Source organism: Mesorhizobium sp. M0243, from assembly GCF_040321775.1.
In the GTDB taxonomy this organism is placed as follows: Bacteria; Pseudomonadota; Alphaproteobacteria; order Rhizobiales; family Rhizobiaceae; genus Mesorhizobium.
Genome location: NZ_JAMYSF010000001.1, coordinates 267,397 through 284,688, shown reverse-complemented (window position 1 = coordinate 284,688; position 17,292 = coordinate 267,397). Strand labels below are relative to the sequence as shown.

The window sequence follows — 17,292 nt, the reverse complement described above, 5'->3', positions numbered from 1 at the left end:
AACCATGCCCACTGCCCTGACCCGCCGCGGCATCATCGTTCTGTTTGCCGCCTGCCTGGCGTGCCTGATGTTCGGTCTGGAGATTTCAAGCGTTCCCACGATCCTGCCGACACTGGAGCAGGTGCTGCATGCCGACTTCAAGCAACTGCAATGGGTGATGAACGCCTATACGATCGCGGTCACGACGGTGCTGATGGCGGTCGGCACGATCGCCGATCGTTACGGGCGCAAGCGTGTCTTTCTGGTCGCCATCGCCGCCTTCGGCCTGACATCACTGATTTGCGGCGTCGCCGAAAGCGTCTCCACGCTCATCGTCGCCCGGTTTCTGCAGGGCCTGAGCGGCGGTGCGATGCTGATCTGCCAGCTTGCCGTGCTGTCTCATGAATTCCGGGAAGGGCGCGAACGCGCCGTCGCATGGGGCTGGTGGGGCGTCATCTTCGGCATCGGCCTCGGCTTCGGCCCCATCATCGGCGGCGGCATCGTCGCGGTCTCGAGCTGGCAATGGGTATTTCTTGTCCACGTGCCGGTTGCTGCGCTGGCATTCGCCCTCGCTCTGATGGGCGTCCACGAATCGAAGGACCCGCAGGCGGGCAAGCTCGACATAGCGGGCATCCTGACGCTGTCACCGTCGGTCTTCTGTCTCGTCTTCTACATCATCCAGGGGCCGGATCTGGGTTTCTCCAGCCCAACCGCGCTGGCGATCCTCGGCATCTCGATAGTGAGCTTCATCGCCTTCCTCATTGCCGAGAAGGTCAGCCAGCGGCCGATGTTCGACTTCTCGGTCTTCCGGATCCGACCCTTTTCCGGCGCCATCGTCGGCTCGGCGGCGATGAACCTCAGCTATTGGCCTTTCATGATCTACCTGCCGATCTGGTTCCACGCCGGGCTCGGCTATGACACCGTCTCCACCGGCCTTGCCCTGCTTGCCTACACGCTGCCGACGCTTGTGCTGCCGCCCTTGGCAGAGCGCTTTTCGCTGCGTTATCGGCCCGGCATCATCATTCCGGCGGGCCTCGTCATCATCGGCGTCGGGTTCATCCTGATGAAGTTCGGCAGCGCCGCCGCGCAGCCGGATTGGCTGACGATGCTGCCCGGCTGCCTGATCGCGGGGATGGGTCTGGGAATAACCAACACACCTGTCACCAACACGACGACGGGTTCCGTTTCGAGCGACCGCGCCGGCATGGCCTCCGGCATCGACATGAGCGCCCGCATGGTTTCGCTGGCGGTAAACATCGCGGTGATGGGCTTCATCCTGGCCAGCGGTGTGCTGGCGCATCTGAGGCATGCGCTGCCCGACCTCGACGCTGCCCAATTGCGTCTTCTCGCCGAAGCTATCGCTGCTGGAAATCCCATCTCCGGGCTCGCCGGGACCGTCGCCCCGGATGCGCTGCGCAACGGCTTTGGCTGGGTCATGCTCTATGGCGGGATCGGCGTCTGGATCATGGCCGCCATCAGTTTCGCAAGCTTCAACGCGCGGCCGATGCGGCGGACGGAGGTTCAGTGCTCTGATTGAACAATGTTCTGATTGAACAGGCGCCCTGGCGATCAACCCGCCGGCTGCAGCGGGTCGCTGCCGATCTTGGACAGAAGGATCACCGCCTGCGTGCGGCTGTCGACGCCGAGCTTCTGCAGGATGGCGGAGACATGCGCCTTGATAGTGGCCTCCGATACGCCGAGTTCATAGGCGATCTGCTTGTTGAGCAGGCCCTCGGCCAGCATGCCCAGCACCCGTGTCTGCTGCGGCGTCAAAGCCTGCAGCCGCTTGATAAGGTCCGATATTTCGGGATCGCGCTCGATGCCGAGATCGACGCCGGCTGGTGCTGCGATGTCGCCGGCAAGCACCGATTGCACGGCGCTGCGGATCTCTTCCATGCTGGCCGATTTGGAGATAAAGCCGGAAGCGCCGAGGTCGAGCGCCCGCCTGATGGTCGCCGGATCGTCGTGGGCCGACACCACGACCAGCGGCACCGCCGGATGGATGCCGCGCAGCGAGACCAGGCCGGAGAGCCCGCTGGCGCCCGGCATCGACAGGTCGAGCAGCACCAGATCGACGTCCTCGTTGGCCACGACCAGCGCCTTGGCGCTCTCGAAATCGCCGGCTTCGTGGATGGCGGCGACGTTGCCGATGCCGGCGAGCGCTTCGCGCAGCGCACCGCGAAACAGCGGGTGATCGTCGGCGATGACGAAAGAATAGCCTGCCGGCAAATGTCCCTCCCCGAATCCCCTATGGGTTTAGCTTTTTCGGGATCAGTGGGCGATTATGCGGGGCGGCGCGCTGTTTTCAAGCGGCAAAGCCAGCGCCCCGCGTTTTCCCTTGGTTGAAGCGCTCAGGTCTTCTGCGAATTGGGCTGGGCGCCGTTGTCCTTGTCCATATCCCTGACGATGCCCATGAAGCCGCGAAGGAAGCGCTCCATGTAGCCCATCGTCTTGTTGAAATCCTCCTCGCTCGGCAGTTTCGATTCGAGGCGGGCGGAGAGCGAATTCTCGAGCTTGGTGACGCGCTCGTCCATCGCCTTCATCGAGGTTTGCAGGCGGTCGACCTCGTCCTGGAAAGCAGCGCGTTCGTCGGCCGCCATCTTGCAGACGAGCTGGCCCGAACGCTCCTCGCAAATCGACATGGCGCCGGTCTGCGTATCGATACGGACAAAGCCGTTATCGGACTTTTCCAGCCGGTAGCGGTCGGTTTCTTCCGAGTAAGCTGAAGCCGCGATCAGCGAAACGAGCGCGGCGGGGATCAAGATGTGCTGCAGACGCATGTTGTCCTCCATGGCCAAGGCCTCAGATATCGCATGTTTGCGCCGGAAATGGGGAAGACCCTTGGCATGGCCTTTCCCGAATGGCTGGTTCGGAATCTTCTTGACGCAATTCCCAAGGGAAAGCGCTATGCGCTTTTCCCGGGAAAACCGTTTCACACTTTTCCTGGAACTGCTCTATAGCGCAACCATGTCTCAGATTATCTACAAGATAACCCCGCAAGCGCCATGGCGCGAGGCCGAAACGCATGGCCGCTTCACCGGCGCGCCGATCGATGTCGCCGACGGCTTCATCCACTTCTCCACGGCAGCACAGGTCAGGGAAACGGCGGCAAAGCACTTTGCCGGCCAGACAGACCTTTTGTTGGTCGCCGTCGACGGCGCCGGCCTGGGCGCCGCGCTGAGATACGAGGTCTCGCGCGGCGGCGAACTGTTTCCGCATCTCTACGACGTTCTGGACCTGAAAGCAGTGCTGTCGGTCCGACCACTGCCGCTTGGCGCCGATGGTGTGCACCAGTTCCCGGCACTGGAGGGGCAATGAGCGTGCTCGACCGGCTCGGCCAGAAGCTGCTGTTCGCCTTCGATCCGGAAACGGCGCATGGCCTGTCAATCGCCGCCTTGCGATGCGGCGTTCCGGTTGGTGCGCCGGCGGTCCGCGACGACAGGCTGAAGGTCAGCGTCTGCGGCCTCGATTTCCCCAATCCGCTCGGCATGGCGGCCGGCTATGACAAGAACGCCGAGGTGCCCGACGCGCTGCTTGGGCTGGGTTTCGGCTTCGCCGAGGTCGGCACGATCACGCCGCTGCCGCAAACCGGCAATCCGAAGCCGCGTATTTTCCGGCTGACTGCCGACGATGCGGTGATCAACCGGCTGGGCTTCAACAATGAAGGCCATGCAGCGGCCGAAAAGCGCCTTGCCGCACGTAAGGGCCGCTCCGGCATCGTCGGCGTCAACATCGGCGCCAACAAGGACAGCAGCGACCGAATCGGCGACTATGAGCGCGGTGTCGCCCGGTTTGCGCAATACGCCAGCTATCTCACCGTCAACATCTCCTCGCCCAACACGCCGGGCCTGCGCAACATGCAGGCGCGCGAGCAGCTCGGCGAACTCTTGTCGCGGGTCATGGCCGCGCGCGCCACGGGAACGGCGCAGCCGCCGGTGTTCCTGAAGATCGCGCCGGATCTGGTCGAGGCCGAGCTGGAGGACATCGCCGCCGAGGTCACCGAGAAGCGGATCGACGGCGTCATCGTCTCCAACACCACCATCTCCCGGCCGCCGCTGCGCAGCGGCGACACCGCGCGCGAGACCGGGGGACTCTCCGGCAAGCCGCTGTTCGAGCGTTCGACCATCGTGCTGGCGAAGATGCGCAAACTGCTCGGACCGGACCGCGCCATCATCGGCGTCGGCGGCGTCGATTCCGCCGATACGGCGCTGGACAAGATCCGTGCGGGTGCTGATCTGGTCCAGCTCTACACCGGCATGATCTATGCCGGGCCTTCACTGCCAGGCCGTATTCTTTCCGGAATGGTCCGTTTCGTCGAAAAAGAACGGCTGAAGTCGATTTGCGAGTTGCGCGACAGCCGCCTCGACTTGTGGGGGTCCAGGCAACTCTGAACTGCTCTCAGGAGCGTAGATTGCGACTGACGGCCCGCTCGCAAATGGCGCCGCCGATGGCAGGCAACACCCCGAAGAGAAGCAATTGCGCGGTGCCGCCGATGCCAGAAACCGCGGAGAGAATGAACGCAGCGAGCAATCCCAGCGCCGCGCCCAAGACATATGGCAGGTAGCTTCGCATAAGCTCGCCCTGGAACAATTGGTGCATCAAGTCTGTTGGAAATCGACTGGAAGTGCAAGTGCATCCGACCGCACAGCATTGGCAACGAACCCGGGTTAACGGGTTCCTTCGGAGTCTCGCCGGGGCGTTGGCTGACGAAGCATCAAACGAAAAACCCGCCTGTGCGGCGGGTCACTGGCGCAAATCAGCACCATAAACAAATATGTACCATAGCTGAGGTCACCGAGTCAAGAAAAAATTCCTATCGCGAACAGGTGTCGTTCGGTGCCTGGACGGCGCAGGGCCTTCCGGGGGACATCGTCTAAAACGCCGTCCGTACCCTGAGCCGCAGGATCGTCAGCAGGCTGAAGCCTCGCACCAGCAGGAAGACGTGCAGCGCCGCCCACAGTCCATTGTTGCCGAAGGCGGGCGCAAGGGTCAGCAGCGCGGCCGCGAAAACCAGGAACGACAGAAGCATCATGTTGCGCATGTCGCGGGACCAGGTCGCGCCGATGAAGACGCCATCCATCTGGAACGCCAGCACACCGCTCAGCGCCGTGAATGCCGCCCACGGCAGGTAGATGTCGGCCACCGAACGGACTTCCTCCGATGTCGTCACGAGTGCGACCAGATTGGCGCCCCCAGACAGCATTACCAGCGTCGCGGCTCCCGCCAGTCCGAAACCCCAAAACAGCGTCAGCCGGACGGCCTGGCGGAACGGTGCGGCGGCGCGCGCGCCGACGGCACGGCCAGCCAGCTGTTCGGCGGCGGTGGCAAAGCCGTCGAGGAAATAGCCGGCGACGAGGAAGAAGTTCATCAGCACGGCGTTGGCGGCCAGCGTCACCGTGCCGAACTGCGCGCCCTGGCGGGTGAACAATGCGAAGGCGGCGAGCAGCGAGAACGAGCGGATCATGATGTCGCGGTTGAGCGACATCATGCGCAGGAAGGCGGCCATGTCGAGCAGGCGGTGGCGCGGCAAGGATGGGGCAGCCCGGAACCGGCGGATCACGATCGCCAGGCCGAGCAGCATGGCCAGGAACTCACCGGTGACGGTCGCCCAGGCAACGCCGGCGACACCCCAGCCAAGTTTCAGCCCAAGCAGGAAGCAGAGCGCGATGTTGATGCCGTTCAGCACCAATTGCAGCACCAGCCCAAGCCCGCCCTCGCCACGCCCCAGCACGTAGCCAAGGATGGCGTAGTTGATCAGCGAAAAGGGAGCCGCGAGCAGCCTGATCCTGATGTAGACGCCCATTGCCTCGCTGACGCGCGGTTCGGCGCCCATGAACTTTTGCCCGGCGATGGCGACCAGCGGCGCAAGGGCAGCGAGCACGATGCCGGCGATAACCGCGATTAGCACGGCGCGCCAGAACACCGCCTGCTCCTCCAGGGCATCGCCGCGTCCGAAAGCCTGGGCGACGAGCCCGGTGGTGCCCGAGCGCAGGAAATTGAAAGAGGTGAAGACGACGTCGAAGATCAGTGCGCCGGCCGCAAGGCCGCCGAGCAGGGCGGCATCGCCGAACTGGCCGATGACAGCCGTGTCGACCAGGCCGAGCATCGGCGTCGTCAGATAGGCAAGCGTCATCGGCACGGCGATGGCGAGCACGGAGCGGTTGGTGACGACAAATGATCCGGGGTGGATCGGGGATCCCGCGTGGATAGGGGATCCGGCGTCGGCTGGTGTTGCACCTTTGTCCAAGGATTGCTGCCTTGCTGATTGCGGCTTGATAGAACCGTCGATGTGCCCCATTTTCCGGCCACCGCGCAATCACCTATCCCTTGACGGCCAACCGAAATCCCGGTCTGGCGTGAGCCAGCCGGATACGATTTCATGCCTCTGCAGATCGTCCATCATCCCGACTACGACGCCGGCTTCGCCGTCAACCATCGCTTTCCGATGAGCAAATATCCGTTGCTGATGGAGGCGCTGCGTACGCGCGGCCTCGCCGGCCCCGACGCGCTCAGCACCGCCGAACCGGCACCAGCGTCATGGCTGGAGCTTGCCCATGCGGCGGACTATGTCGACCAGGTCGTCAACTGCCGCGTGCCCGAGAAGATCGAGCGCGAGATCGGTTTTCCGATCGGACCCCGCGTCTCGCTGCGCGCGCAGCTTGCCACCGGCGGCACCGTGCTAGCGGCGCGGCTCGCCTTGCGCCACGGTATCGCCTGCAACACCGCCGGCGGCAGCCACCATGCACGGCGCGCGCAAGGCGCGGGCTTCTGCACCTTCAACGATGTCGCCGTCGCCGCGCTGGTCCTGCTCGCCGAAGGCGCGGCACGCAACATCCTGGTCGTCGATCTCGACGTGCACCAGGGCGACGGCACGGCGGATATTCTCACCGATGATCCACGCGTGTTCACCTTTTCCATGCATGGCGACCGCAACTATCCCGTGCGCAAGATCGCCTCCGACCTTGATGTCGCGCTGCCCGACGGCACGGGTGACGCCGCCTATCTCGAGAGGCTCGCCGACATCCTGCCGGAACTGTCCGCCCAGGCCCATTGGGACATCGTGTTCTACAATGCCGGCGTCGACGTCCATGCCGCGGACCGGCTTGGCAGGCTGTCGCTATCGGATGACGGCCTGCGCGCCCGCGACGACATGGTCATCAGCCATTTTCGCGCGCAGGGCGTTCCGGTGTGCGGCGTCATCGGAGGTGGCTATTCAACGGATGTGCCCGCACTCGCGGCGCGCCACGCCATCCTGTTCGAGGTCGCCGCGGGCTACGCCTGATAGTCCTTTTTCAAGCACGGTCTTGTCGGAAAACCGGTTCCCACTTTTCGGGATCATGCTCTACTTCCGGTAGTTGGCGATCCTCAACAGGATGAAGGCCGGCACGACGATAGCCGCGCCCAGCAGGATATACCCGAGAAAGCGGTCGATGGCGTGGAAGCCGAGATTTCACAGGTCCATGAAGAACTTCCGGATGCCGTAGAGCACATCCATCGGCGACCAGCCGAAGGCATTCATGACAAGGCCGACGAGGAAAGACACCACCAGCAGTTTCAGGATCACCTTGAGCGGCGAGTCGCCAAGAAAGCGCGTCAATGCGGCGCGCCACGCCATCCTGTTCGAGGTCGCCGCGGGCTACGCCTGATAGTCCTTTTCAAGCACGGTCTTGTCGGAAAACCGGTTCCCACTTTTCGGGATCATGCTCTACTTCCGGTAGTTGGCGATCCTCAACAAGATGAACGCCGGCACGACGATAGCCGCGCCCAGCAAGATATAGCCGAGGAAGCGGTCGATGGCGTGGAAGCCGAGATTCCACAGGTCCATGAAGAACTTCCGGATGCCGTAGAGCACATCCATCGGCGACCAGCCGAAGGCATTCATGACCAGGCCGACGAGGAAAGACACCACCAGCAGTTTCAGGATCACCTTGAGCGGCGAGTCGCCAAGGAAGCGCGTCAATGCGGACAAGGCCCGTCTCCAGATTGAGGTACCCAGACTCGAGGGCTTCGGCCCAGACATACGCACTTGGCTTGCCCGCTTCAAGCCGGCAGTTTTGCGGGATGCCAAAGGCCTCCACCGAGCGATTGCATGGCAAGATTGTGCTGCTGAACTGGCCAAACCCGCGCCAGACTGTTAAATTTGCGTAAACAGAACCGCTTTAATATCTTGAAAATAAAGCGAAAAATCTTCATTTTTCGACTTCCCGCAATGTGCGTGCAATTTTCGCCTGCGAGACGGTCGGCGTCTTTCAGGTGATTGGCCGCGCGGGCGCTCTGACCCCCCTACCACAGCTGGCGAAAGCCAGTCCCAGGACCGCGCAACCATCCCTGAAAGACGCTAAATCGGAGCCCGACCGCCCCAACGGTCGAGTTCTTCGGGAATTAACCTGCGCATCGATTGCCGGATGCGCGCGTGTGTGGAGTAATGCAGTGTTCTCTCAAGCAAAGATCATCCTGACGGCAAGTGCCCTTGCCGTATGCCTCCTAGGGCCGGCGATGGCCGCCGACCTTTCGCCCACCTACAATGATCCCCCCGCGTTCCAGTGGAGCGGCGCCTATGTCGGCGTGCATGGCGGCACGGCGTTCACCGGGATGCCGAACCCGTTTGCCGGCAGGAATGGTCTCAGCGGCGGCGTTCAGGCCGGCTACAACCAGCAGATGGGTCCAGCGGTTCTCGGTGCCGAGATCGAGGGCTCCTATCTTGGTGGCGCCGAGCACGACGTCCGGGGCGGCAAGATCAAGGAAAAGTGGCGCGGAGCCGCCAAGGCCAAGGCCGGCTTGAGCTTCGACCAGACGCTGCTGTTTGGAACCGGCGGCGTCGCCATGACCAAATTCGACAAGGGCGACAAGGTAAGCAGCACCGACGGATGGAAACTCGGCTATCTGGTCGGCGGCGGCATCGAGCAGGGTTTTGCCGGCGGCCTCTCGGCCAAGGTCGAGTATGACTATGTGCGCACCCCAGGCGTCGAAACGACGTCCGCCCTGGGCAAATCCAAGGCGACGATCGGCAGCCATGAACTGAAGGCCGGCATCAACTACCGGTTCTAGGGCAGGCCATGGGTTCCGTTGAACCCGTCTGTATTTTGCTCGAACGACCTTGCGCGGCGCCCGGATGCAACGGGGCCGCGCAATTGCTTTGCGTCCATCCGCACCGGCGTCGACGCGTGTCGGCAGACCGCATTTGTGTGCCAGGTCCTGCGTAATGTCGATGCAATCTTCACACCCTAAAGCGCGTCGCATCGAAGCGGATCATGCGGCCCGCTTCAGGTTTTTGTTTTTGTGCATGTCGTTGTCCCCAAAACCGGGGCCACTTTTGGGCGACATGCATTCGGTGCCGCGGATAACCTTGATGACGGGAATCGGATATGTCCAAACGCAGCGCAAACCATCTGGTGTGGATCTCCAAGGCGTTCTTCGTCGCAATCGTGCTGGTGCTGACGGGATGCGCCTCCGACATTATGAAGAACTACATCGGGCAACCGGTCGAATCGGTCATTCTGGACTACGGGCCGCCGACCGCCGTCGTTGATCTCGGTCGGGGCGAGCGGGCCTATCAGTGGCGGACAATATCCACCAACGCGGTTTCCGGGACCTCCAGCGGCGAGGTTCGCCACACAAAACACGGAACCGTCTACGAAGAAACCGAAACGCCTGGCTATATCGAGCGCCAGGAATGCTTCTATACGTTCTATGCCCGCGCCTCGGGCGGCCGATGGTTCATCACCAATTTTCGTCAACCGAAGCTGGAATGCGAATGAATTGCCACAGCGTGCCGGCTGCCTGTGACGGAGAGTGCGCATGCGCATCCTGCTGATCGAGGACGAGCCGGAAATGGCCTCGGTGCTGAAGACCGCGCTCGAGCGCCAGGACATCATCGTCGACCATGCCGCGACACTGGCGGATGCCGAAGCCGTGGCGCGGCTCGGCCACCATGACGCGGTGGTGCTGGACCGCCGGCTGCCGGACGGCGATGGCCTCAGCCTGATCCCGCGCCTGCGGGCCTTGCATCTGGACGTGCCGGTGATCGCGTTGACGGCGCTCAGCGGGCTCGACGATCGCGTGGCGGGGCTCGATGCCGGCGCCGACGACTACATGGTCAAGCCGTTCGCCACGGTGGAACTGGTTGCCAGGCTCAATGCCTTGCACCGGCGTTCGTTCACCACGCGCGCCCACCAGACGGTGGTCGGCCGCCTCACCTATGATTTTCGCCATCGCGAGGCGCTTGTCGAGGACCAGACGCTGGAGCTGCCGCGGCGCGAACGGCTGGTGCTCGAAACGCTCATCCGCAGGCCGGGCCGGACGATTATGCGCGGGACGCTGGAAGAAGCCGTCTATGCTCTCGACGACGAGATCGGCTCCAATGCATTGGATGCGCACATTTCGCGGCTGCGTCGCAAGCTTGACGACGTCGCTGCCGGTATCGAGATCAGGGCGATCCGCAACCTCGGTTATCTCTTGCGGGCCGCCTCGTGAAGAAGCCGCGCACGCGATCGCTGCAATGGGTGCTGGTGCGGCGGATGATCCTGCTGCAGGCGGCGACACTCCTTGCCTTCATCGTGCTGTGCGCGGCCGCGCTATGGATCGCCAATCCGCGGCTTCTTGTCGACAACGAAGCTGCCGTTGCCGCCCTGAAGGAGGCCGTCGATCGTGACGGCAACGGCAAATTGATCGTCCATGAGACCGACGGGCTGCGTTCGTTTCGTGAGGGTTTCCCCAATGTCTGGTACATCATTCGCGACAACAGCGGCCAGAGCATCCGCTTCGGCAGCATACCCGACGTCTACACCAGGAATTTTGGCGATCTGCTGGGCCAGGCCGATCACGCCACCATCGGATTTTCCGAAGATGATTTGAGGCCGGAGGCCTATCTCGAAAGGGTTTCGACCAAGGCCGGCACGGTTCAGATCATCGCCGCGACAAGGTCATCGCGGGAAGAGACCGAGGGCCTCGAGGTCACCATTTCGGCCAGCATCGACGTCGCCAAGAACCCGGATGGCAGCAGGAACTGGGAGAAGGCGCTTCCCGCTCTCGTGGCCATCATCGTCATCCTGCTGTTGCCGATTGTCCTCGTCATGGGAGCCACGACCCTGGTGACGACGCCAGCCGTCGTGCGCCGGTCGTTTGCCGGACTTGTCGACACCGTCCAGCAGGCCGCGCGCATCGACATCGGCACCCGTGCGATGCAACTGCCGGTCAAGAATGTGCCGCAGGAGATCGCGCCGCTCGTGCATGCCTTCAACCAGACGCTGGCGCGCCTCGCCCAGGGCTATGACCGGCACAATCGCTTCCTCACCGACGCCGCGCACGAACTGCGCACGCCGATCGCCATCCTGCGCACGCGCGCCGAATTGCTGAAGCAGGAACCGCAAAGCGCGCGCCTGCTGCATGACATCGAGCGCCTGTCGCATCTTGCGCAACAGCTGCTCGACCACCAGTTGCTCGACCGCCCGGCGGACCAGCGCCAAATCATCGACCTCTGCGATCTTGTCAGCCGGGTCGCGGCCGACTTTGCCCCGCTCGCCATCGAAGCAGGCTACGATCTTGCCTTCGAGCCGACAGCCAACAAGGTCCATGTCGAGATCAACGTGCCGCAGATCGAGCGGGCGCTGGCAAATCTCGTGCGCAACGCCATCGATCATGGCGGCGGTTCCGGCACGATCACCATAGCGATCTATGAAACCGGCGGCGTCGAAATCCGCGACGAAGGCCCAGGCATTCCGGCCGATGAGCACGAGAATATTTTCGAGCCCTTCTACCGCCTGCAGCCGCAATCGCGCGGCGCCGGTCTGGGATTGAACCTTGCCCGGCAGATCGCACTGCTGCACGACGGCTCCATCCGGATATTGGCGGGCTCCTGGCAAGGCGCCCGCATCCGCATGGAGTTGCCGGTTCGGTCGGTGGCCGCGTGCGGCAGAAATGATGGCCGGCCGACGGTTGCGGCCGATCCCATTGGCTTATCTGTTTTCTAACCAATTGCCGCTATTCCCAATCGAATAGCGGGAGCAAGGCTTTGGTGGAGACGGAGAGAAACACCGCGCGACGCGGCGTCATGCTGTCGGTGGTCATACCATGCTACAACGAGCTGGATGGCGTGGCCGAACTGCACCGGCGGGTAACGGCCGCATGCCTTGAACAAGGCCCTTCCTACGAGATCGTCCTTGTCATCGATGGCGCGACCGACGGTACGCGCGAAGCCATTCTCCAGCTGGCTGAAAAGGACGACCATGTCGTCGCCATCGACCTTGCCCGCAATTACGGCCACCAGATCGCGTTGAGCGCCGGGCTCGAATTCTGTCGCGGCCAGCGCATTCTCATTCTCGATGCCGACCTGCAGGATCCGCCTGAACTGCTCGGCGCGATGATGACGAAGATGAACGAAGGCTTCGATGTGGTCTACGGCCAGAGGCTGACGCGCGATGGCGAAAGCTGGTTCAAGCTCGCCTCCGCGTCCATGTTCTATCGCTTGCTGCGCCGGATGGTCGACGTCGACATAGCCCCGAATACCGGTGATTTCCGGCTGATGAACCGTCGCGCGCTCGACCATCTGAACGCGATGCCAGAACGTTACAGGTTCATTCGCGGCATGGTGAGCTGGATCGGGCTGAGACAGGTGGCTTTTCCCTATGAGCGGCACCGCCGCTTTGCCGGCACCACCCACTATCCGCTGAAGAAAATGCTTCTTCTGGCGGTCGACGCGATGACCAGCTTCTCCATCGTACCCTTGCGGTTCGCCTCGCTGCTCGGAATGATGTTCGGGCTTCTGGGGCTGGTCGTGCTCGGCTACACCCTGTTCGAATGGTCGGTCGGAAACGTCTTGCCCGGCTGGACCAGCCTTGCCGCGATCATGCTGATCCTGGGCAGCGTCCAGCTCATGGTGCTTGGCATCTTCGGCGAGTATCTCGGGCGCATGTACATGGAGACGAAGCGGCGGCCGCTTTATTTCGTCAACGAGATCGTTTCGCGCAGCCAGGCAGCCGAGGACAAGGAGCTGCCCGTCCATCGCCTGCAAGAGATGGCAAAGAAGGCCGCACGTGCTTGAGACGGCGTTCTACCGATAGGCGCTGGCACACCAGGAACAGCATGCTGTCAAGTCTGCCATCCGATTTATTGAGAATGTTGCGGTTTGGCGCCGTGGGGGTGCTCAATACCGCGCTAGGATATGCAACAATACTGGCTGGGCTTGCGCTGGGCCTTGGTGACATCGTTTCCAATGCAACAGGCTATGCTGCCGGCCTCATCCTTGGTTTCTTCCTCAATCGCCAATGGACCTTCAACAGAGAGGGGGGCTTTCGACCCGGCACGGCCCAACGATATGTGATAATTTTTGTCGTCGCCTATGGCGCCAACCTGGCCATCGTGGTTGCCGCCGTTTCGGCAGGCATCCTCGAAAACCCATTCGTCCACTTGGCCGGAAACTGCCTTTACTCGATCATTTTCTACTTTGGTTCGGCCCGCTTTGTGTTCGTGGGAAATACGGATGGTAGCGCAGCGGCCATTCGGGCGACGTCAATGGACCACATTCCTTGATTGAGGTGCAATGCAATGGCTTTGGGGCATGATGTGAGCGAGATTCAATCGACTGTGCACGCCTTGCCGTCATTCGAGGATTCGCAGCGCATCCGGCTGATCTTCTGCCTGCTTGCGGCCTTGGCGATGGCGGGAGCACTGGCTGCCCAGGCCGGTTCCACCCTGCAGGATCCCGACAGTTGGTGGCAAGTCAAGGTCGGGCTGGATTTCCTGGCAAACCGGACATTTCCGGCAGTCGACCCTTATTCCTACACTTTTGCCGGCCAGCCGTGGATTGCCAAGGAATGGCTGGGGCAGGTCCTGCTGGCTCTTGGCTACCAGGCAGGAGGCTGGAACGGGGTGGTCACGCTGATCATCGCCTCGATCTCCCTGACGGTGCTCCTGATGGGGTGGTTTCTCAGCACATGGCTGAAGCCGATGCTGGCGATTACGCTGGCCTTCGCCGCAGTGTTCCTGATCAATCCGATTTTCACCTCGCGTCCGCATGTCTTCACGTTCCCGATCATCGTCATCTGGACGGAGATGCTCTTTCGTGCGGCACGGGAAGAGCGGGCGCCGCCATGGTGGCTGCTTGTGCTGGTTGTGTTGTGGGCGAACCTGCACGCCACCTTCACCTTGAGCTTCGTCATCGCGGCTTTCGCCGGTCTCGATCTGCTGGAGCGCACAGGCCTGTCGAAACCTGCCCTCGTGGCGAAATGGATCGCATTCGGGCTGCTTTGCCCGCTGGTCAGCCTGATCCACCCCTATGGCGTCCAGGCCATACTGGCGACCCTGACCGTGGCCTATGGCAATGAGGCCGTGCCGCTGATCATGGAATGGAAACCGTTCAGTCAGCCGGATGGCCCCGTCCAGGAAGCTGCGATTCTGCTGGCGCTTTTCGGGCTTCTGGTGTCACGGCTGCGAATTGGCTGGGCCAAGGCGTTGTTCGTCGTCTTCACCTTGCATGTCTATCTCGCCCATGTGCGTTTCATGTATCTGTTCTTCCTGCTGGTTCCCCTGATGATCGCGGTCGAGGTCGCACAGCAATATCCCTCGCTTTCGGCCACCACATGGCTGGCGGAAAAGCGCGACGGACTGGAAAATTTCCTCGCCAGGCGGTTCTATGCGATCTGCGGCGCGGCAGCCGTCTTGCTGATCGGCGCGGTCGCCGTGCTCGGCAGTGCCTATCAGGTCGCGCCAAGCCCGAAGACGTCGGCCAGCGGGGCGCTGGCATTCGCCGAAAGCCATCATCTATCCGGCAACGTGCTGAATTCCTACAATTTCGGCGGCACGCTGATTTTCCACGGGTTCAAGACCTATATCGACGGACGGACGGACCAACTGTTCCTGGGCGGTTTTACAAAGAACGACAACGAGACAGGACAAAGCGGCGGCAGGCCGCTCCTCGAAGCCCGCCTGAAGCAATACGCAATAGGCTGGGCGCTGCTGTCGGCTGACGACGCCCGCATCCCCTTCTTCGACCAGTTGGGCTGGAAACGGGCCTACTCGGACGACTACGCGGTAATCTATCTGCCCGGCGTCTGATCCTGGTGCGTTGCTGGCGAATTTCGCGACAGCCAATATATGCCTTGACACCCATGTTGCAGCGCAGCAAAATTGCTGCCTGAGGGTAAGCCTGTGAGATCGACGAGCCGGGATTTTCAGCACGACCGAAGGCATCGCCGCATGAGCGTGTCGGGTGCGGCCGCACGGATCCTGGTGGTCGCGCGCGAGCCGGCCGGATGAACTACCGGCGCGACATCGACGGCCTGCGGGCCGTTGCGGTGCTGCCCGTCGTGCTCTTCCATTTCGGCGTGTCCGCCATTCCTGGCGGCTTCACCGGCGTCGACATCTTCTTCGTCATATCGGGCTATCTGATCAGCGGCAGCCTGCTCGATGATCTTGAGCGGGGCCAGTTCTCGATCGGCCGCTTCTACTGGCGCCGCGCACGGCGCATCCTGCCGGCGCTGACCTTCGTCATCCTGCTCGCGAGCATTGCCGCCTGGTTCATCCTTCTGCCTTCGGATCTCCACGAATTCAGCCTTAGCGTGATCGCCGCCTCGACCTTCTGGTCGAACATCTATTTCTGGAAAACGACGAACTATTTCTCCATCGACGCCGAACTGCGGCCGCTCCTGCACACATGGTCACTTTCGGTGGAGGAGCAGTATTATATCTTCGCGCCGATCCTCCTTTATCTGATCCACCGATACGTCTCGAAGCGCTGGCTGACGGTACTTCTGCCGATGGCCATCGGCAGCTTTGCCCTGGCAGTCATAGCAACCTCGCTGGCACCGACGGCAGGCTTCTATCTCTTGCCGACGCGCATATGGGAGCTGGCGCTGGGCGCCATGCTGATGTTGCGGAAGCCTCCGGTCCTAGCCAGTCGGCTGGCGGTGGACCTGATCGGCCTCGCCGGCTTTGCCCTGATTGCATTTGGCTTTGTGATGATTTCGGACAGCGATCCGTTTCCCGGCTACAATGCCCTATTCCCCTGCATCGGAACAGCTCTGCTGATCTATGCTGGCCAGGATAACGCCGACAGGCCGGCACCTGTCGCCACTCGCGTGCTTCGGTTGGCGCCGCTGGTCTGGGTCGGCCTCATTTCCTATTCGCTTTACCTCGTCCACTGGCCGATCAACTCGTTCGTCCATTATCTCTCCCTGAAGACTGTCGGTGTGCCAACGATTATCGCGATGACGTTGGGCAGTTTCGCCTTGGCGGCATTCTCCTGGAAATATGTCGAGCAACCCTTCCGCCACAAACGAGCCTATACCGCCCCGCTGCCTATCTTCGCCTTTTCGGCGACGGCAATCGCGCTGCTGTGCGCCGGTGGTTTGGCCGGCGCACTGGGCAACGGTTTCCCGCAACGGTTTCCGGATTTCTCGACCGAACGTATCCGGGTTGGCGACTGGCGCAACGGCATCTGTTTCAACGAAAACGGGACCCGCATCGAAGACTGGAACCTCGCCGACTGCACCCGTACAACGGGCTTTGCCACCAATGTGCTGCTGTGGGGCGATTCTTTCGCTGCCCATTATGTTCCGGGACTTGAGCCCAACGCCCAGAAAATCCACGCCAATGTCATCCAATACACCTATGCCGGCTGTCCGCCCGACCTGACCTATTTTTCCTATGCTCGGCCCGCCTGCACCCGCTTCAACGAACGGGCCTTGTCGATCATTCGCGACGCCAACATCCAGGCGGTGATCCTGAGCGGCCGATGGACCGACTACCAGGCCAGGGGCTTCGACGGCCTGCAGAAGACGATCGATCGGCTTCGCGAGATGGGGGTCAAGGTCTATACCGTCGGCCAGTCTCCGGAATTCATCGCCGACGTCCAGAAGATCGCTTTCTTGGTGAAACGGGAGCATGCCGGAACCACATCCTGGCCGATGGCTATGGATCCGAACATCAACGCACGGGTTCTGCCGTTCACCAAAGGGGCCGATTTCATAGATCCGCTGACATATCTGTGCGACTCGGCCGGTTGTTCATACGCCGACGCCGAGACCAATGAATTTCTCTACTTCGACTATGGCCACTTCTCTTCCGCCGGCGCGACGCTGGCCATCTCGAAATACTGGCCAAGCTTCGCCACCAGCAATAAGGTCGCGGAGGCAAAACGGCAATTCACGGCCGCGGGCGCGCCGTGATCCGCAGCACGACCGTCGTGAGAACAGACCGCTTTGCGATTGCCCGAAGCCGGGCCGTCATGGTAACGAGGGCGCACGCGGGTATGATGTAATGGTAGCTTGTCAGCTTCCCAAGCTGAACGCGAGGGTTCGATTCCCTCTACCCGCTCCA

The 17,292-nt window shown here is 62.1% G+C and carries 17 protein-coding genes, 1 tRNA gene and 1 pseudogene; 13 read left to right on the top strand and 6 right to left on the bottom strand.

Features of this window, described 5'->3' with window-relative positions:
• Positions 1 to 4: 4 nt before the first annotated feature.
• The gene (locus NKJ11_RS01320; RefSeq protein ID WP_352554084.1) at positions 5 to 1,516 is read left to right on the top strand and encodes an MFS transporter; all 1,512 of its coding nucleotides are present in this window, start codon (positions 5 to 7) and stop codon (positions 1,514 to 1,516) included.
• A 32-nt stretch (positions 1,517 to 1,548) separates the two neighbouring features.
• On the opposite strand, the gene NKJ11_RS01315 is transcribed toward NKJ11_RS01320, so the two are convergent.
• Positions 1,549 to 2,208, bottom strand: a complete 660-nt coding sequence (locus NKJ11_RS01315) for a response regulator transcription factor (RefSeq protein WP_023813893.1) — start codon at positions 2,206 to 2,208, stop codon at positions 1,549 to 1,551.
• A 122-nt stretch (positions 2,209 to 2,330) separates the two neighbouring features.
• The gene (locus NKJ11_RS01310; protein WP_023813892.1) at positions 2,331 to 2,759 is read right to left on the bottom strand and encodes a hypothetical protein; all 429 of its coding nucleotides are present in this window, start codon (positions 2,757 to 2,759) and stop codon (positions 2,331 to 2,333) included.
• A 187-nt stretch (positions 2,760 to 2,946) separates the two neighbouring features.
• On the opposite strand from NKJ11_RS01310, the gene NKJ11_RS01305 reads away from it, so the two are divergent.
• Both NKJ11_RS01305 and NKJ11_RS01300 read left to right on the top strand, forming a co-directional pair.
• Positions 2,947 to 3,297, top strand: coding sequence for a DUF952 domain-containing protein (locus tag NKJ11_RS01305; RefSeq protein ID WP_352554146.1), 351 nt, complete (start codon positions 2,947 to 2,949; stop codon positions 3,295 to 3,297).
• Positions 3,294 to 4,370: a quinone-dependent dihydroorotate dehydrogenase gene (locus NKJ11_RS01300; protein WP_352792522.1), complete on the top strand. Its 1,077-nt coding sequence runs from the start codon at positions 3,294 to 3,296 to the stop codon at positions 4,368 to 4,370. Before NKJ11_RS01305 ends, NKJ11_RS01300 begins: the two co-directional genes overlap by 4 nt.
• 7 nt (positions 4,371 to 4,377) lie before the next feature.
• Here NKJ11_RS01300 and NKJ11_RS01295 read toward each other — a convergent pair whose 3' ends face one another.
• Positions 4,378 to 4,551: a hypothetical protein gene (locus tag NKJ11_RS01295; RefSeq protein WP_164748943.1), complete on the bottom strand. Its 174-nt coding sequence runs from the start codon at positions 4,549 to 4,551 to the stop codon at positions 4,378 to 4,380.
• A gap of 301 nt (positions 4,552 to 4,852) precedes the next feature.
• Entirely contained in the window at positions 4,853 to 6,226 is a 1,374-nt protein-coding gene (locus tag NKJ11_RS01290) for an MATE family efflux transporter (RefSeq protein WP_352554082.1), read from the bottom strand.
• A 132-nt stretch (positions 6,227 to 6,358) separates the two neighbouring features.
• Between NKJ11_RS01290 and NKJ11_RS01285 the strand changes: the two genes are divergently transcribed.
• Positions 6,359 to 7,261 carry a histone deacetylase family protein gene (locus tag NKJ11_RS01285; RefSeq protein WP_352554081.1) on the top strand — a complete coding sequence of 301 codons (903 nt, stop codon included), beginning with the start codon at positions 6,359 to 6,361 and terminating at the stop codon, positions 7,259 to 7,261.
• A 60-nt stretch (positions 7,262 to 7,321) separates the two neighbouring features.
• Here NKJ11_RS01285 and NKJ11_RS01280 read toward each other — a convergent pair.
• Positions 7,322 to 7,594, bottom strand: a pseudogene (locus NKJ11_RS01280) (DUF6460 domain-containing protein).
• Positions 7,595 to 7,684: 90 nt separating this feature from the next.
• On the bottom strand, positions 7,685 to 7,999 hold the full coding sequence (locus tag NKJ11_RS01275) for a DUF6460 domain-containing protein (protein WP_196815359.1): 315 nt from the start codon (positions 7,997 to 7,999) through the stop codon (positions 7,685 to 7,687).
• Between the two features lie 410 nt (positions 8,000 to 8,409).
• Here NKJ11_RS01275 and NKJ11_RS01270 point away from each other — a divergent pair, with 410 nt between their 5' ends.
• From NKJ11_RS01270 to NKJ11_RS01230, 9 genes are all read left to right on the top strand, one after another.
• Positions 8,410 to 9,027, top strand: a complete 618-nt coding sequence (locus tag NKJ11_RS01270) for an outer membrane protein (protein ID WP_128305256.1) — start codon at positions 8,410 to 8,412, stop codon at positions 9,025 to 9,027.
• A 317-nt stretch (positions 9,028 to 9,344) separates the two neighbouring features.
• Positions 9,345 to 9,737 carry a hypothetical protein gene (locus NKJ11_RS01265; RefSeq protein WP_352441472.1) on the top strand — a complete coding sequence of 131 codons (393 nt, stop codon included), beginning with the start codon at positions 9,345 to 9,347 and terminating at the stop codon, positions 9,735 to 9,737.
• Between the two features lie 40 nt (positions 9,738 to 9,777).
• Positions 9,778 to 10,452, top strand: a complete 675-nt coding sequence (locus tag NKJ11_RS01260; RefSeq protein WP_128305258.1) for a response regulator transcription factor — start codon at positions 9,778 to 9,780, stop codon at positions 10,450 to 10,452.
• Positions 10,449 to 11,948, top strand: coding sequence for a sensor histidine kinase (locus NKJ11_RS01255; protein WP_352792520.1), 1,500 nt, complete (start codon positions 10,449 to 10,451; stop codon positions 11,946 to 11,948). Before NKJ11_RS01260 ends, NKJ11_RS01255 begins: the two co-directional genes overlap by 4 nt.
• Before the next feature lie 80 nt (positions 11,949 to 12,028).
• A complete protein-coding gene (locus NKJ11_RS01250) occupies positions 12,029 to 13,018 on the top strand; it encodes a glycosyltransferase family 2 protein (RefSeq protein ID WP_206535300.1) in 990 nt (329 codons plus the stop codon).
• A 41-nt stretch (positions 13,019 to 13,059) separates the two neighbouring features.
• A complete protein-coding gene (locus NKJ11_RS01245; protein WP_128305261.1) occupies positions 13,060 to 13,506 on the top strand; it encodes a GtrA family protein in 447 nt (148 codons plus the stop codon).
• Between the two features lie 33 nt (positions 13,507 to 13,539).
• Positions 13,540 to 15,030, top strand: coding sequence for a hypothetical protein (locus NKJ11_RS01240; RefSeq protein ID WP_352792519.1), 1,491 nt, complete (start codon positions 13,540 to 13,542; stop codon positions 15,028 to 15,030).
• A gap of 197 nt (positions 15,031 to 15,227) precedes the next feature.
• Complete coding sequence (locus NKJ11_RS01235) at positions 15,228 to 17,141, top strand: acyltransferase family protein (protein WP_352792518.1); 1,914 nt, start codon at positions 15,228 to 15,230, stop codon at positions 17,139 to 17,141.
• Positions 17,142 to 17,218: 77 nt separating this feature from the next.
• A tRNA-Gly gene (locus tag NKJ11_RS01230) sits at positions 17,219 to 17,292 on the top strand.

Coding starts and splice junctions, on each gene's coding strand:
- NKJ11_RS01320 (WP_352554084.1), top strand. CDS start 5: ATGCCCACTGCCCTGACCCGCCGCGGCATCATCGTTCTGTTTGCCGCC.
- NKJ11_RS01310 (WP_023813892.1), bottom strand. CDS start 2,759: ATGCGTCTGCAGCACATCTTGATCCCCGCCGCGCTCGTTTCGCTGATC.
- NKJ11_RS01305 (WP_352554146.1), top strand. CDS start 2,947: ATGTCTCAGATTATCTACAAGATAACCCCGCAAGCGCCATGGCGCGAG.
- NKJ11_RS01300 (WP_352792522.1), top strand. CDS start 3,294: ATGAGCGTGCTCGACCGGCTCGGCCAGAAGCTGCTGTTCGCCTTCGAT.
- NKJ11_RS01295 (WP_164748943.1), bottom strand. CDS start 4,551: ATGCGAAGCTACCTGCCATATGTCTTGGGCGCGGCGCTGGGATTGCTC.
- NKJ11_RS01285 (WP_352554081.1), top strand. CDS start 6,359: ATGCCTCTGCAGATCGTCCATCATCCCGACTACGACGCCGGCTTCGCC.
- NKJ11_RS01275 (WP_196815359.1), bottom strand. CDS start 7,999: ATGTCTGGGCCGAAGCCCTCGAGTCTGGGTACCTCAATCTGGAGACGG.
- NKJ11_RS01265 (WP_352441472.1), top strand. CDS start 9,345: ATGTCCAAACGCAGCGCAAACCATCTGGTGTGGATCTCCAAGGCGTTC.
- NKJ11_RS01260 (WP_128305258.1), top strand. CDS start 9,778: ATGCGCATCCTGCTGATCGAGGACGAGCCGGAAATGGCCTCGGTGCTG.
- NKJ11_RS01250 (WP_206535300.1), top strand. CDS start 12,029: ATGCTGTCGGTGGTCATACCATGCTACAACGAGCTGGATGGCGTGGCC.
- NKJ11_RS01245 (WP_128305261.1), top strand. CDS start 13,060: ATGCTGTCAAGTCTGCCATCCGATTTATTGAGAATGTTGCGGTTTGGC.
- NKJ11_RS01235 (WP_352792518.1), top strand. CDS start 15,228: ATGAACTACCGGCGCGACATCGACGGCCTGCGGGCCGTTGCGGTGCTG.